The 15314-nt window shown below is 59.6% G+C and carries 14 protein-coding genes and 2 pseudogenes; 9 read left to right on the top strand and 7 right to left on the bottom strand.

The window, feature by feature from the left end; translation table 11 throughout:
* The first annotated feature begins 43 nt into the window (after window positions 1-43).
* Window positions 44-1297 (top strand): integrase arm-type DNA-binding domain-containing protein, encoded by a 1254-nt coding sequence (locus MWU38_RS09750; RefSeq protein ID WP_007163739.1) that lies wholly within the window; start codon window positions 44-46, stop codon window positions 1295-1297.
* Window positions 1298-1306: 9 nt separating this feature from the next.
* On the opposite strand, the gene MWU38_RS09745 is transcribed toward MWU38_RS09750, so the two are convergent.
* Both MWU38_RS09745 and MWU38_RS09740 read right to left on the bottom strand, forming a co-directional pair.
* Window positions 1307-1510 (bottom strand): DUF5818 domain-containing protein, encoded by a 204-nt coding sequence (locus tag MWU38_RS09745; RefSeq protein ID WP_007163740.1) that lies wholly within the window; start codon window positions 1508-1510, stop codon window positions 1307-1309.
* Window positions 1507-2097 (bottom strand): lytic transglycosylase domain-containing protein, encoded by a 591-nt coding sequence (locus MWU38_RS09740; RefSeq protein WP_083776325.1) that lies wholly within the window; start codon window positions 2095-2097, stop codon window positions 1507-1509. Before MWU38_RS09740 ends, MWU38_RS09745 begins: the two co-directional genes overlap by 4 nt.
* 134 nt (window positions 2098-2231) lie before the next feature.
* Between MWU38_RS09740 and MWU38_RS09735 the strand changes: the two genes are divergently transcribed.
* From MWU38_RS09735 to MWU38_RS09725, 3 genes are all read left to right on the top strand, one after another.
* Window positions 2232-3146, top strand: coding sequence for a toprim domain-containing protein (locus tag MWU38_RS09735; protein ID WP_152434301.1), 915 nt, complete (start codon window positions 2232-2234; stop codon window positions 3144-3146).
* Window positions 3147-3224: 78 nt separating this feature from the next.
* The gene (locus MWU38_RS09730) at window positions 3225-7472 is read left to right on the top strand and encodes a strawberry notch family protein (protein ID WP_247271621.1); all 4248 of its coding nucleotides are present in this window, start codon (window positions 3225-3227) and stop codon (window positions 7470-7472) included.
* 99 nt (window positions 7473-7571) lie between these two features.
* Complete coding sequence (locus MWU38_RS09725; RefSeq protein ID WP_247271620.1) at window positions 7572-9542, top strand: ParB/RepB/Spo0J family partition protein; 1971 nt, start codon at window positions 7572-7574, stop codon at window positions 9540-9542.
* Between the two features lie 218 nt (window positions 9543-9760).
* On the opposite strand, the gene MWU38_RS09720 is transcribed toward MWU38_RS09725, so the two are convergent.
* Complete coding sequence (locus MWU38_RS09720) at window positions 9761-10531, bottom strand: SDR family oxidoreductase (RefSeq protein WP_247271619.1); 771 nt, start codon at window positions 10529-10531, stop codon at window positions 9761-9763.
* On the bottom strand, window positions 10531-11181 hold the full coding sequence (locus tag MWU38_RS09715; RefSeq protein WP_247271618.1) for an NAD(P)H-dependent oxidoreductase: 651 nt from the start codon (window positions 11179-11181) through the stop codon (window positions 10531-10533). The genes MWU38_RS09720 and MWU38_RS09715 overlap by 1 nt, the downstream gene beginning before the upstream one ends.
* Window positions 11182-11274: 93 nt before the next feature.
* On the opposite strand from MWU38_RS09715, the gene MWU38_RS09710 reads away from it, so the two are divergent.
* Complete coding sequence (locus MWU38_RS09710; protein ID WP_247271617.1) at window positions 11275-12186, top strand: LysR family transcriptional regulator; 912 nt, start codon at window positions 11275-11277, stop codon at window positions 12184-12186.
* Window positions 12187-12345: 159 nt separating this feature from the next.
* On the opposite strand, the gene MWU38_RS09705 is transcribed toward MWU38_RS09710, so the two are convergent.
* Window positions 12346-12612, bottom strand: coding sequence for a hypothetical protein (locus MWU38_RS09705; RefSeq protein ID WP_247271616.1), 267 nt, complete (start codon window positions 12610-12612; stop codon window positions 12346-12348).
* Between the two features lie 149 nt (window positions 12613-12761).
* Complete coding sequence (locus MWU38_RS09700; protein WP_247271615.1) at window positions 12762-12929, bottom strand: hypothetical protein; 168 nt, start codon at window positions 12927-12929, stop codon at window positions 12762-12764.
* 155 nt (window positions 12930-13084) lie between these two features.
* On the opposite strand from MWU38_RS09700, the gene MWU38_RS09695 reads away from it, so the two are divergent.
* The 4 genes and pseudogenes from MWU38_RS09695 to MWU38_RS09680 form a co-directional block, all read left to right on the top strand.
* A complete protein-coding gene (locus MWU38_RS09695) occupies window positions 13085-13333 on the top strand; it encodes a cold-shock protein (RefSeq protein WP_247271614.1) in 249 nt (82 codons plus the stop codon).
* A 72-nt stretch (window positions 13334-13405) separates the two neighbouring features.
* On the top strand, window positions 13406-13588 hold the full coding sequence (locus tag MWU38_RS09690; protein ID WP_247271613.1) for a hypothetical protein: 183 nt from the start codon (window positions 13406-13408) through the stop codon (window positions 13586-13588).
* Between the two features lie 16 nt (window positions 13589-13604).
* Window positions 13605-13814 carry a hypothetical protein gene (locus tag MWU38_RS09685; RefSeq protein WP_247271612.1) on the top strand — a complete coding sequence of 70 codons (210 nt, stop codon included), beginning with the start codon at window positions 13605-13607 and terminating at the stop codon, window positions 13812-13814.
* A gap of 238 nt (window positions 13815-14052) precedes the next feature.
* Window positions 14053-14223: pseudogene (locus MWU38_RS09680) on the top strand (translation initiation factor IF-1); the annotation flags it as partial.
* A 355-nt stretch (window positions 14224-14578) separates the two neighbouring features.
* On the opposite strand, the pseudogene MWU38_RS09675 reads toward MWU38_RS09680, so the two are convergent.
* Window positions 14579-15264 (bottom strand): annotated as a pseudogene (locus tag MWU38_RS09675) (type 1 glutamine amidotransferase domain-containing protein).
* Window positions 15265-15314 lie beyond the last annotated feature (50 nt).

Here is a 15314-nt window from a genome sequence, read left to right as displayed (position 1 = left end):
TGGGGGTACTTTCGGGGGGTACCGAAAAGGAGCGATACCCCCAATGGCTTTGAGTGAGATTCAGATCAAGAATGCGAAGGCGGCAGAACGACCCTACAAGCTTGCCGACGGTGAAGGGCTATTCCTCCTCGTAAAAGCGAACGGTTCGAAGCTCTGGCGCATGAAATACCGCTATCGCGGAAAGGAGAAGCTGCTTTCCTTTGGTGCTTATCCTGACGTCGGAATAGCGGCTGCGCGTGAGTTGAAGACGCTTGCAAGGGCTGCCTTGGCCGAAGGCAAGGATCCGATGGTCCACAAGCCTGGTCGAGATTTCGAGCCAGAGAAAACCTTCAAGGCTGTTGCTGAGATGTGGCACAAGAATCGAAAGAGCAGCCTTGATCCAGCTCATGCGAAGCGTGTCTGGTCTCGGATGGAACGGGACGTGTTTCCGGTATTGGGCGAAAGGATGATGCACGAGATCACCCCCCCTGAAGTTTTAGGCGTGATCCGCAATATTGAAGAACGGGGGGCTCTGGATATCAGTCGGCGTGCGAAGCAGAGCATTGGCCAAGTTTTCCAGTTCGCCATCGCGAGTGGGCTTTGCGATGCGGACCCCACGGCTCATCTTCGCGGCGCTCTGAAGCCGCGACCTCGCGTAAAGCATATGGCCAAACTGCCGCTCGCTCTGTTGCCAGAGCTCATAAACAAGCTGGATCAATACAATGAAGAAGGGGAGCGACGCTCCGAGATTACTCGCGCAGCGCTCACCTTCGCGCTTCTGACATGGGTCAGAACGAAGGAACTTCGTTTTGCCAAGAAGCACGAGTTCGAGGATCTAGAAGGAAACTCTCCGCTTTGGCGCATCGGGCCTGATCGAATGAAGATGCACCGTGAGCATATCGTACCATTGTCAATGCAAGCCGCTTCGCTCGCCAAGGACATGATCGCATGTTCTCAAAGTGACTATGTCTTTCCCGGCCAGAAGCGTGGAGTGCCGCTATCCGAAAACACCATGATCTATGGTTTGTATCGTCTGGGCTATCACGGTCGGCAGACTGTTCATGGCTTCAGAGGTCTTGCGAGCACATGGGCCAATGAACAGCTTGTCGAAGTCGGCCAACCGCCAATGTGGATCCGAAAGTACCATGAAGACTGGGTCGAGCTTCAACTGGCTCATAGCGAGGAGAACGAAGTTCGCGGGGCCTATAATGCCGCAGAGTATCTGGCGCCCCGTCGCGCGATGCTTCAAGATTGGGCGAACTTCCTCGATGCGATGCGCGGAAAAACAGGCAATGTTGCGATCTTGAGAGCTGCGTGATTTAGCGTGCTATGCCGGGACTTGGCCCAGCCACTCAACTCGAAGGCGGTCAAAGCCCACAACGACACCCTCGGCGGTGACCTCGAAACCGAAGTCATCGTTCGATGGTTCGTAGCCTTCCAGAACCCAGTGGTCGCCTGCATCTGTCACGATAGCTGCCCCACGCGGGAGATGCTCGAGCCGTCCGCTGATCCTTTTCCGATTCGTGTTCATAGTGCTCCGTATGCCATCCATCTTTGGATAACGCTCCTCACATATCCCGGCGTTTCCCGATTTCTTGGAATTCCACCAGCACGGGATACCGCGCCGGGTCCCGCATTGTAGGCCGCCAATGCGAGATGGATCGCACCAAACCGGTCGAGCATCTGCCTTAGATATCGCGCGCCACCGTCGATATTCTGAGCTGGGTCGTGCCGATTGGTTACGCCGAGTTCTCGTGCGGTTGCAGGCATAAGTTGCGCAAGTCCGGCAGCACCAGCCGGACTGATCGCCATTGGATTAAACCGGGATTCTTGCCAGACCAATGCTTGGAGCAAGCGAGGCGGCAATCGATACCTTGCTTCAGCTTGGCGGATGAGGGGTTCGTAGAGCGTCTCCTTGAAACTTCGGTTGGCGGCCGATGGGTACCCTCCTTCGGTCCCAATGACCGCCAGAGAAGGATCGTACATAACTTCATTGTCTACCGGCTTTTCGACCCTGCTCAGTCGATGATCAAAGACCCGGAACTCCTGCGCCTGAGCGATGGCGGGGATCGCAATTGCGAGCCCGCAACACACGCCAGTTACCCATTTTCGTCTCATTGCGTTCTCTCTTGTCTTGCCTGGACAGGTGGCAGAACATAAATGGAACATAAGGGTGTAGGAAAGCGCCATACGCGTCCGGTAAGAGGAAAGGGGGCAGTCTGCAGGGGCAATTGTGCGGCGATGGAGCCAGTATGTCCGTTTCGAACTCAACCCTATCCCGCCCCTCGCTAGAGGACACCGCTCGCAAGCTCTGCGAGAGCCGCGGCGGCAAGTGGTCAGGCACCAAGGGCATGGCCCGTTGTCCCGCGCATGGTGACCGCAACCCTTCGCTCGGCGTTACGCTTGGCCGGAGGGCTATCCTACTGCATTGTTTCGCCGGATGCGATCAGGCGAGCGTGCTCGCTGCCCTCGCTCGAGAAGGGATCGAGACCTCTGCGCTATTCTCAGGCTCCTCCGACGAGTTTCCGATCCAGCCGCGCTATTCCAGCCAGCCATCGGCTGCAGCACTCCGCATCTGGCGCGATGCTCGACCGTTGCACCGAAGTCCTGCCAAGGCCTACCTCGAAGGGCGCGGCATCCTCGCCACGTCCCATGCGCTGAAATTTCATCCGCGCACGCCGCTTGGACCGAAGGGTCGCGCACGCTTCCTGCCAGCGATGATCGCTGCGGTCAGCCTCGACGAGGGGCCGATTGCCGTTCACCGGACTTTCCTGTCGCAATGCGGCAATACGCAGGCATTGTTTGCGAAGCCGAAACGCGCACTGGGGTCTCTCGGCGAGGCGGCGGTACGTCTGTTCGAACCTGCCGAGGGAAGGCTCGGTCTCGCCGAAGGCATTGAAAGCGCGATGTCGGCCTATGCGCTCACTGGTATCCCGACGTGGGCAACGCTGGGCAATGGACGCTTCGGGCTGGTTGCCATTCCGGAGAGCGTGAGCGACCTTCATCTCTTCGTGGATCACGATTCTGGCGGCGACCTTGCAGCCGAGCGCGGGCTAGGTGCCTATCTCCGTGAAGGGCGGCAAATCCAAGTTCGACGGCCTAAGTTGCGCGGTACCGACTGGAACGACGAGCTCCAGTCATGGCTGCGCCGAAAGGCGTGTCGCTAAGAGGAGAGAGAGCTTCTCGAATTCCTGACCCGGCAGAGGGCGCATGTCCCGATGCCTCAACCAGGAGGACGACAAGCCATGTTTCAGTCAGACTTTTTTCCAGACCGCGAGACATCGAGCACAATTCCGCTCGCTTTCGCAATCGGTGAACGAATTTCCCGGCGACTTGCGGATGGATGCCATCTCACCCGACCTGACATTTCCGAGTTTTTCGCCGCTCAAACCGACGTGCAGGACTGGGGCAGTGCGTGGACCATCGACGACTACAACAACGCGGTCGAGATTGGCGCCTTGCTCTGGCTCCGCGAGTTCTCACGCATCGACCTCGATACAGGTTTCCACGAGGCTGCAGCACGGTTCGATTGGCTCGATGCAGCCTTACCGCCTCGCCACGTGCGCAGCGACTGCCAAGTCGAGCTACAGCAGTTTTCGACGCCGCCGATCCTTGGATGGCTGATGGCCAAAGCCGCTTGCCTCGCCCCGCGCGATCGCGTTCTCGAACCGTCAGCCGGGAATGGCGCTCTTGCGCTTTGGGGCGACGTTCGAGGGTGCTCGCTGACGCTGAACGAGATCGATCGCGCGCGCGGCGATGCGCTGGCGCATATCTTCCCAGATGCCCGGCTATCCGCACATGATGGCGAGTTGGTTGCAGAACTGACCGATGGCCATAGTTCCAGCCTCAACCCCAGCGTCATCCTGATGAATCCTCCCTTTGCTCGAAGCCGCGAGCGGGGCGTCGATGGCCGCACGGCAATGCGCCACTTGCGCAGCGCGCTTCGGATTTGCGCGGTAGGAGGTCGCCTCGTGGCCATTCTCCCGGACAGCTTTGACGCCGCGACCTTTGTCGAAGACCAGGAACAGGCGTCGCTGCTGCTCGACGTCCGGCTGTCGGGCGCATTCTCGCGAAGCGGAACCGGGATCGCGGTCAGAATGGTCGTCATCGACAAGGAGCCTCTTCAGGACGCTTCCACGATCACGGGGGAGTTCGCCGACCTCACCGAACTGAATTCCTGCCTAGCGCATTTGCCTGATCGTGCGCCTTTGCAGGCCAACGTTCATCGCCTTCCGGTACGCTCGGTTGCGACCTCGGTAAGCGGCGCTGCTTCGCGCAAGCCGGTTGCTCCTTTCCTGACTGCAGCCGCCCAGAAAAGCGCGGCAGTCGCGCTCAACTATGAAGCCCTGGCAGAGCCTGCACCCGTTCCCGAGCAGGCGGGCATCTACCTGCCTTACCGACCGAGCCGCGTCATCATGGACGATGCACCTGTTCACCCGACGCCGCTCGTAGAATCGGTCGCGATGGGCTCGGTCGCGGCACCGGTAGCGAAAGCGCGCCCTTTGCTTCCCGTGAACTGGCAGGAGGGCAAACTGCTCTCGGCCGCACAGTGCGAAACACTGATCTACGCTTGCGAGGCATTCACCCGCGACCTTCCCGGGCAATTCCGTCCAAGCCAAAAAGGAACGACGGTCGAACTCGCGGAGGACGGTCACTCCTACCGGCAAGGCTTTTTCCTCGGTGATGGTACGGGCGCAGGCAAGGGTCGCCAAATCGCGGGCGTCATGATGGATCGCTGGCTCTCGGGCCAACGCCGTCACATCTGGATCACCAAGAACGAGGCACTGCTCGAAGACGCGCGCCGCGACTGGGAGGCGCTTGGCGGGCTCCCGCTCGACATCCAGCCGCTCTCCCGATGGAATCTCGGAAGTCCTGTGACAATGGCGGAGGGTATCCTGTTTGTAACCTATCCAACGCTTCGCTCGGGACGCGCCGAGGACACAAGGCTCGATCAGATCCTCGACTGGGCCGCCGAGCAATTCGAGGGCGTGATTGCCTTCGACGAAGCGCATTCCATGGCTAATGCGCTCGGCTCTTCCTCGACCCGCGGCAATGTCAAAGGATCGGAGCAAGGGATGGCAGGTCTCAGGCTTCAGAACCATCTGCCGCGAGCACGTGTTCTGTACGCTTCCGCTACCGGCGCGTCTGACATTGCCAACCTCGGCTACACAGCCCGCCTTGGACTGTGGGGGCCAGAAACCGCGTTCCCAACGCATCAGGCATTCATGACCGAGATCCGCGCCGGCGGCGTCGCGGCGATGGAACTCGTCGCCCGCGATCTCAAGGCACAGGGGCTCTACCTTGCCCGTGCGTTGTCCTTTGCCGGGGTCGAATACGAGATCCTCGAACATCAGCTCACGCAGGCGCAGGTGCGGATCTACGATGCCTACGCCGATGCCTGGGCGATCATCCACCGCAATCTCGACCAAGCACTCGAAGCCACAAGGGTGGTCGATGAGGACAGCGGCGATACGCTCAATCGCAACGCCAAGGCAGCGGCGCTCTCGATATTCGAAGGCACCAAGCAGCGCTTCTTTGGGCAGCTTCTGCTCTCGATGAAACTGCCGAGCCTGATCCCGGCAATGGAAGAGGCGCTCGGCGATGATCATTCGGTGGTGGTGCAGCTGGTCTCGACCGCTGAGGCCATGCTTGACCGACGCCTGGCCGATCTCTCGGACGAGGAGCGAGAAGCGCTCGATATCGATCTCTCTCCGCGCGAATATGTCATCGACTATCTCGCGAAGAGCTTCCCGGTGCGCCTGATGCAGGTCTTCACTGACGAGGAAGGCAATTTGCGATCCGAAGCGATGAGCGACGATCACGGCAATCCCGTTCTCTGCTCGCGTGCCATCGCTGCGCGCGACGCGCTGATCGAACAGCTTTGCGCCCTTCCGCCAATCGCCACTGCACTCGATGCCATCATCGAGCACTTCGGGACCGAGGCTGTGGCCGAGGTCACAGGCCGCACGCGCAGGTTGGTCTTGGGACGCGACGGTCAGCAGCGGCTTGAACGTCGAAGCGCAAGCGCCAACGTCGCTGAAGCACAGTGCTTCATGGACGGGACGAAGCGTATTCTGATTTTCTCGGACGCGGGGGGTACGGGCCGATCCTATCACGCCGATCTCGATGCGCAGAACCAGCAGCGCCGCGTCCATTTTCTCCTCGAACCGGGCTGGCGCGCGGACAATGCAATCCAGGGTCTTGGCCGGACAAACCGTACTAACCAGGCTTCTGCGCCGCTGTTCCGCCCGGTCACGACCGATGTGAAGGGCGAACGCCGCTTCATCTCGACAATCGCGCGAAGGCTCGACGCATTGGGCGCTCTCACACGCGGCCAGCGTCAGACAGGGGGACAGAACCTGTTCGACCCTGCCGACAATCTCGAAAGCGATTATGCGAAGGACGCGCTCTCGCGCTGGTTTCACCTGCTTTACGATGGAAAACTCGAGGCGGTTGGTTTCGGGGACTTCGTCGAGCTAACAGGCCTCAAGCTCGAGAACCCCGATGGCGGCCTGAGCGATAACCTTCCCACGATCCAACGCTGGCTCAATCGCATACTTGCGCTCCCGATCGCACTGCAGAACGCCATCTTCGAGGAATATCTCGGACTTGTGGAAGCGCGCATCGAGGCCGCACGCGAGGCTGGCACGCTCGATCTGGGTTTGGAGACGGTCCGCGCCGACAGCTTTATGGTGCTGTCTGATGAAGTTCTCCGCACAGATCCTGTTTCGGGCGCCGAAACCCGCCTGGTTTCGCTCGAAGTGAAACGCCAATTGCGCCCGCTGCGCTTCAAACGTCTCGTCAGGATGCACGAGATCGGATCCCCCCAGGCCATTCCCCTGCGCAATGCGCGCTCGGGCAAGGTGGCCCTGTCAGTTCCGGCGCGGCGCCTCATTGCCGATGACGGCGCGGTGATCGAACGCCGTCGCCTTCTCCGACCGCTTAAATCCGCCAACTGGACGCTCGACGCGCTCGGTGAAAGCCTGTGGGAAGAGGTCGGCGTAACCGAGTTCTCCAAGCTCTGGACACAAGAAGAAAGCGCCGCAGCGGCCTCGCCGGTGACCGAACGAGCGCATCTGGCGACGGGGCTATTACTCCCGGTCTGGAAGCGGCTGCCTGGCGAGCATGTCCGGGTGACGCGACTTGTCGCCGAGGATGGCAGATCGATCATCGGGCGCGAAGTCCTCGATATCGACTTGGCCAAGATTGCCGAGACGTTCGGCTTGAAGGGTGTGTCCGGCCCGGCTCCAGCCGAACTCGGGAAACTTGTCCTCTCGAGCGGAACGCCCCAGCCGCTTGCCAGTCATGATGCACTGACCGTTAAGCGCTCTTTGGTCGGCGGCGAGCAACGACTTGAGCTCACTGGGTATGCGCCTGAGCGCCTCGACTGGTATAAGACCAAGGGCTGTTTCACCGAGATCATCCGCTACCGCACGCGCCTTTTCGTCCCCGTGTCGAAGGCATCCTCTGTTCTCCCAGCCATTGCGGCCTGAAGGGCAAATCCATGACCAAGCGTGAGAGAGGGGAGGGAGCCGGTGGCTTGTCGGGCCATGCACCGTCGCGTGGCTTTTCAATCCATCAGGAGACAATCCATGATCCAGTCTATTCCTTTGAAAAAGCTCGTCCCAAGCCCGCGGAATGTTCGCAAGTCGAGCGACGTACTTGCCGACCTGCAGCTGCGGGCGGACATTGCCGCCCGCGGACTCTTGCAGAACCTCGTCGTGCGAAAAGCAAAGCGCGGCAAGTTCGAAGTCGAGGCCGGTGGTCGCCGTCTGGCTCAGCTCCAGGCGCTGGCCGAGGAGGGCTCTCTTCCCAAGAATCACGAAGTCACTTGTCTCGTCATCGAAGGCGAGGAAAGCGAAGTACGCGAAGCAAGCCTCGCCGAGAACTTCCAGCGCCTCGCAATGAACCCGGCCGACGAGGCACAGGCTTTTGCTGCGATCATCGAGGCGGGAGCCAGTACCGAAGACGTTGCCCGCCGGTTCGGTCTCACGGCCCGCTTTGTCGAGGGTCGTCTGCGTCTGGCAGGCCTCGCACCTTGTGTCTTTGAAGCGCTCGCCGAAGGCGCAATCACGCTCGACATGGCCAAGGCCTATGGGGCAATCTCAGACATCGATCGTCAGGCGCACGTCTTTGCCGAACTGAAGGATGCCTGGTACCAGGTCACGCCAGACACAATCCGGCGCATGGTGCTTGATGCCACTGTTCGTGGCTCCGATCCGCGCGCGGTTCTGGTCGGGCGCGATGCCTACCTTGCTGCAGGCGGCCGGATCGAACGCGAACTGTTCGACGACGAAGCCAGCGAGAGCTGGATCGATGTCGCGCTTCTCGAAGACCTTGCCCAGAAAGCGATGGATGATGCTGCGAAGAAGGTCGCGGAAGAACACGGTCTTGCCTGGGTGCGACCCACGCTTGGCAACTATGTCAGCCACGATCTCATCGAGGGCCTCAATCGGCTCCCATGCGAACCGGCTCCGCTAACCGAAGACGAGGCTCGTGAGCTCAGCGACCTTGAAGCCGACTACGATCGGACGGCCGCCATCCTTGAGGATGAGGACAGCGACGAAAGCGAGATCGCCAAGGCGGAAGAGGAACTGGTCTCGATCGACCGCGCGATGCGCGATCTCAACGATCGTCCGCCGGTGCTTGCCGACGAGCTGAAGTCGGAGGCTGGAGCGTTCCTCGTGCTCTCTCGCAATGGCGAACCGGCATTGGTGCCGCAATTCTACACCGAAGTTGAAGTCGTCAACGCTGACGACGGAGCAGTCGAACCGGTGGATGCTGGCGCTGATACCAAGCGCAAGAGCGGTGCGCTTTCGCAGCGACTGCTCGACGAGCTCGCGATGCAGCGCCGCGATATCCTGGCGATCCACTTGGCCAATGATCCTGCGCTTGCGCTCGACTTCATGGTCTTCACGCTCGCCGATGCCGATGGGCATGACTGGCGCGCGAAGAAGGCATCGACGCTGGTCGGCTCGGTAGCATCGGGACCGGTGGTCGGCTTCGAGGCGAAGGACGCCCCAGCAAGCGCTGCGCTCGCCGAATTTGTCGCTTCGCTCGACGAAAGCTGGCGCGCCGGCGAGACCGATGTCGAACGGTTCGAACGCTTCCGCGCATTGAGCGATGAAGCACGTTCGGCCTGGCTCGGTCATGTCGTATCCCGCACGCTGGTCGCGAGCCTTGCGTGTGAAGGCGATCGCTCGGCGCCGCTGCATGAAATCCTCGGGTCGCTGCTCGAGATCGAGACCGCGCACTGGTGGCGGCCGACGGCGGCGAACTTATTCGATCGTGTGGCCAAGGCGCGTACACTCGAAGCGCTCGATGCAGCAGGCGGCCCCGAACTCGTCGGTCGCTATGCAGGTTCGAAGAAAGCAGAGTTGGCGAGCGCAGCCGAGCGCATCTTCTCCGGCAATTTCATCGGCGAGGCGGATGTGAAAACGCGAGCGGGAGCGTGGGTGCCCGAGATCATGCGCTTCGGTCCGCCTGAGGAGCCGGTCGAGGATGAAACAGTGGACCCGGCCGAGGACGAGACCGCGAACGAAATTGCCGAGCCGGCTGCCTGACCCCTCCTGACAGGTCCAGGTTACTCGGCGGGCGGTCCGTCCCTCTCGGGACGGGCCGCCTTTTTCATGTCCAGGTCTGGGCCGTTAACGGACTGTCGGCTTGCAGCTACAGGCTATGACCAAGCGGACCTTGGGCTCCCGACACAAGTGCGAAGAGTTATGAATCGATCTGCTTTCAATACTCCCCAGCGCATAGGTGTGCTGGGGAGTATAGTTCCTCACAAAGCGGGTAGCCCGACGAACTCTCGACCCTCGTTAGTCTTGATCGAAAAGTCACCGCCATCGTGGATGCGGCTCTGCTCCGTCGTTAGCCAAGCGATCGCCTCCGCCGCCCATTCGGGAGGGATGTGCTGCTCCCACCCCAGTTTGGAGACGGGATTGATGCCCGCAGCCTTGATCCGTCGCTGAAACTCGGTAGCAACCGTGCCAGGCGACAAGCCCACACAACGGATGCCGTTCCCGGCTTCTTCCTTGGCCACGCAGCGAGTGAGCATCAGGACCGCCGCCTTGGTTGAGCAGTAATGCGACCAGCCCTCGAGCGCGCTTGTTGCGGCTCCGGACGAGATGTTGATGATCGTACCAGCCCCATTGGCTTTCATGATCGGAAGCACCGCTCGGATGCAGTGAAAGGCACCTTTGAGGTTGATATCAACCGTGCGCGACCACCCCTCGACATCGGCGTCTTCAATGCGGTGAATTGGGTCAATGACACCGGCATTGTTGACCAGAATGTCGACCTTGCCAAACTCGGTGAAGACCCGATCAACGGCCGCGGCCACTGCGTGCCAATCGGCAACGTCGCAGGCGATGGCTCGGGCATTGTCCCCCAGCTCGCTTGCGATGTGTTCGATGTCGGCGCTCGAACGAGCGAGCAAGACCACAGTGGCATTGGCTTTGGCGAGACGTCGAGCAGCGGCTTCGCCAATCCCCCGGCTCGCGCCGGTGATGATGGCGATCTTTCCGGTGAGATCGATGTGTTCGTTCAACATCACGATGCCCCCCCAGCAAAGTACTCTTCGATCTGTTTCTTGGCGCCTGCCTGTGCGGCGGCGACATCCTGGGGATCGCCAGTAGTGCCTTCGAGCACGAAGCCTTGAACGTCCGAAATCCCGATGAAGTTCAGGATCATCGTGAGGTAGGGGCGCATGAAATCGTAGGAACTCAGCGGGCCGTCATCGCTGTAGCCGGGCGCTCCATAGGAGTAGGCGACGATTGCGCGCTTGTTCTCCAACAGGCCGCGAAACTCGCCATTTTCGTAAGCGAAAGTGCGGCCAATTCTCACGACGTGATCGATCCATGCCTTCATCGCGGAAGGCACGCCGAAATTGTAGATCGGGCACGAGATTAGCAGGATGTCAGCCTGCTCGACTTCATCGATAAGCGCATCTGACAGGGCCGTTGCGGACTGCAGCTCGGTGGTCATTTGATCGGCCGGAGTGTAAAACCCCGCGATCGTCTGATTGTCGATGTGCGGGATCGGGGCCTCGACGAGATCACGCTCTGTGAGCGTTACCTGCCCAAGAGTTCTTTCAAGATGCCTCTGGACTTGATCGGCAAGTCCCCTGCTGAACGAGGCTTCCGAAGTGGCAGCATCCGGTCCGGGACGCGATGATGCATCGATGCGTAGCATGTGGGTCATGGGTCATCTCCTTTAGTGACCCACTCCAGATACTCATGTTAATTCTGTCGGAAATATCTGTTCAAGCACATATGTAATGCTATGTTTGCATGAATGAGTGCCGATGCGATCCAGATACAGGCCCTGCGAACCTTTCGCGAGGTGGCCCATCGCGGGTCCTTTGCTGCCGCGGCTCGGGATCAAGGTATCGATCCCTCGCTTGTCTCGCGCAGCATAGCGAACCTCGAGGCAGCGCTAGGCTTCACTCTTTTCGAGCGCACCACGCGGCGGCTCAACCTCACCGAGGCCGGAGCGGCCTACTTGTCCCGCGTGAGCGCTCTCGTTGATGAACTCGCCGATGCAAGAGACCAGGCGCTTGACCTCATATCCAAGCCCAGTGGGACGTTGCGCGTGACCTCATCCACCGCATTTGGTTCTCAATGGCTGGTCCCAAGGTTGCGCGGCTTCATGGAGCTTTATCCTGAAATCTCTGTCGAGGCCGTACTCAGCGACAGCCACGTAGACATTGCTGAAGAGCGGATCGATCTAGCCATCCGGTTGGGTCCGCGGCCCAGCGGCTCATTCGTCGGTACAAAGCTGATGGACACACGCTATTATGTCGTGGCGACCCCCGACTATCTGGCGCAAAATGGAGTGCCACCTGAACCTGGAGATCTCGGTTTACGGCAATGCGTGCTCTTGTCGTTGCCCGCCTATCGTTCGAGCTGGACCTTTCGCTGTCCCGGCAGCTTGGTTGAGATTCCCGTACACGGCCGCCTTACGCTCAGCAGCCCTACCGGCGTAAAGGCCGCGGTGCTTTCCGGCTTAGGCCCCGGGCTTCTCGCTTCATGGATGTTGGAGAACGAGCTCGAAGACGGGACCCTTGTCGATTTGTACCCGGAGTGGGAGGCAAGCGCGGCAGAATTCGACACTGCGGCTTGGTTGCTCTTTCCTTCACGTGATTATGTGCCGCTCAAACTGCGGGTCTTAATCGACTACCTCAAGGACAAGGCTGGCGCGCGGTAAGATCTATTGAGTCCGGTCTCGCCACTCAGTTTCAGTAATGAGCAGAAGGCTTAAGCTGGGCCGATTGCCGACTGTCGGCTTTTGACCAATGCAACAAAGCGGGCTGCCTTTACTTTTCGAGCCGTAAACAGATGGACGATTTTATGAAGCGAGTGACGATTAATGACCATTTAGCAGGCGGCCTCTGGCTCTCGTGTCCGCGTCACTTCCCTCTGAACGCTTGGCCCGAGCCTGAGCCAGCGCATCACTAAGATTGGAATAGCGGTTGGCTCCGACCGCATAACTTCCAACCAGTGTGAGTATGATGCCGAGCTCTTTGAGGTCGGCCATATCTGCGGCCAGTTCCTCGCATCTGGCGAGATCAACGTGCCCGTCTTCGCCAAGCATATGTGGATGGCAGCGCGGAAGAAATGTATCTTGCGGCATGATCTCTTGTCCTCGTCTCGTAAGCGGGAGAACAAGGTCTCTCAGTCGCAAAAGCCTACCGGTGTTTAGATGCGATTTCTTTTAAGTGGGACTGAATGGTCAGAATTACGAGAGGCCCTGGATTAGCAAGCGCTCGGATCATGCACGGTTCACCCGGGATGAAATTCTCGCCGTCCTCTCGCGATGAAATCCACCAGGTACGGCTTGCCGACGATACGAATAGGGCCGGCCGCATGGCGAATGATCATGGCAATGCTCATCGGCGCTTCCCATAACTCCTTTTCAATCTGCCAGCGTCGACCGTTGATAGCGGCCACTTGTTTCAGGCGTTATCGTCCCTATGTTACAGCCAGCTACCAGTCGCAATCGACGGTCTTAGGTTTCCAGCTTCGAGAAGCCATCTCCTTCAGTTCCGCCTCTTAGTCGCAGCCGGCAAATTCTGGCGCGCTGCATTCACACTGAAGGACATGACATGACACATTTTGGCAAGATCAAGAGCTACGACAGTGGCAGGGGTGCGGGCACGATCAGTCCGGAAAAGGGTGGCAACGTGCTCCCATTCGGCAAGTCGGATCTGCAACAAGAATCTCAGGTTCCCAAGGTCGGAGATCGCTATGGCTACGAGACCAACCAGGTCGATGGCCAGGACATGCGCGCTGTGAACCTCCAGCAACAGCAGGGTGACCCGCAGCGTGAACAGGCACGCGCCCAGCAGGGTTAGAGCCTTAACGATGGTCGGCGTTCGATTGACGCCGACCCTCTCGCTCTCCAGACCCAGAGGAGCCGCCCTGTCATGACCCTCGAGCAGTTAATCCGAAACCACGAGCTGGCGAAGGCCAATGCTGCACGCTCCACCTCGGCGGAAGAGCGCGAAACCTATTTCGATCTTGTCGGCTATTACGCGAAACGGATCAGAGAGGCGAAGAACGGGGATGGCAGGCATGTGGCCGATTGGTCGCCTGATGAGCCCTCTTAAGGAAAGAACCAAGACCATGGACCATAGCCGTGCAGAGCCCAACCCTGAAACACCCGCAACCCGTCAATGGGAAAGTGAACGTGGCTCAATGAAACCCGCTGCACCATCGGCATTGCCTGACGGCGTCACTGCCTCAACCATTACGCAATACCGGGTCGGCTCTTACACATACACGAGCCTGGATGATGCGCTCGCCGAGCACAGACGTCAGAACAAGAACCACTGATCGAACAAAGGTTGCGGCACGACCTCTCTGCATGAAGAAAGTTCTATAGTTTTCGACCGCACCCATTGTAATTTTTTTGCACGCTGCTAAATAGATGTTGCCTAACGTCGTTTGCGACGGATTTTGATTGCCGCAATGAGCGCTCAAGCGCGAGATCGGCACCACTTCCATTTCATCCTACCTGGCTCCGTAGTGGAATTCGTCCGCGCGGATGATTTTTCGTACGCAAGGTTGGTTTTTGGCGAAGGAAGAGCTCATTACGATGGAGGGCGAGATCAACGAGATTCTGCCCGATGGTCGCTTTGGCGTCACACTCGATAATGAGCATCGTCTGATCTGCTACACTGCAGGCAAGATGCGTCGCTACCGTATCAAATCGGTCGTTGGAGACCGCGTACATGTCGAATTGGGGCGACGACATCGTGGTCTATCTTTATCGCAGACGGTAGACAGGCGCTTCTGGTCGACGTGCTGGGTCCAACATGTCTGAACGGATCCTTGATCGTCGGCTCGCACTTGCATCTGTGGGAATTCAGCTGATCCCTTTAGGACGGCCACAACTCCATATAACGGAACGGCCGCTTTCGTGGTCCCACTCATAAAGAGCAGTCAGACCGCCTTCGGCCCATAATCGGTCATTCAAAGTAAGCGTGCGGATACGTCTGGAACTGGGCCGGTAGCGGACCGTCCGCTTCTGAGGCTGTGGGCCGTCGAAACAGACGTTTGGCAAACGTCGAATTCACAGCCGCCCATAGCCGGGTAGATCATTCCGCGCCGGCGAGAGCTTCGAGCAGCTTTTCGGCGGCCGCTTCGCTCGACGGGGGGGGGCTGGCCGGTGATCAGTAATCCGTCCTGCACTACATGCGGTTCGAACACGCCGCCCTCGGAAAAGTCGCCGCCCTGTTCCTTCAGTACGTCTTCGAGCAGGAATGGCACGACATCGGTCAGGCCGACCGCTTTCTCTTCCTCGTTCGTGAAGCTGGTGACCTTGCGGCCCTTCACGATCGGAGCGCCTGTCGGCGACATCGCGTTCACAAGCACGGCAGGCGCATGGCTGATGAGCGCTACCGGCTTTCCCGCAGAGAGCGCACCTTCGCTGGCCGCCCTAGAATCCGCACCTTGCGCCAGGTCCCACAACGGGCCGTGGCCTCCGGGATAGGGCACGCTGCCGAATTTCGAAATGTCACCATCGACCGATTTGTGGGTCGAGGCGAGGTGCGCCTGTGCCCCTTCGTCGCCCTTGAACCGCTTGGTCTTATCGGTCTTCGCATCGGGGTCGTCGGACTTGGGGTCCAGCGGGGGCTGCCCGCCAGCCTGGCTCGCCGGCGCAATGTCGTGGCCGGCATCCTTAAGCACATTACAGGGCGCTGCATTCCTCTAGCTGGAAGCCTGTTTTCTTACCGATATCTCCCAGTTCGTCGTGGCTGATGAGAACCATGAGGACGTTCATGTGCCTAGTCCTTCTGCCGAGAGAATAGCGCCCGTCGCAATCTGCCCGGA

It is taken from the genome of Qipengyuania sp. S6317L1 (assembly GCF_023015615.1).
Taxonomy (GTDB): domain Bacteria; phylum Pseudomonadota; class Alphaproteobacteria; order Sphingomonadales; family Sphingomonadaceae; genus Erythrobacter.
The sequence above is the reverse complement of the archived record's forward strand: the minus strand, read 5'-3'. Positions and strand labels throughout refer to the sequence as shown.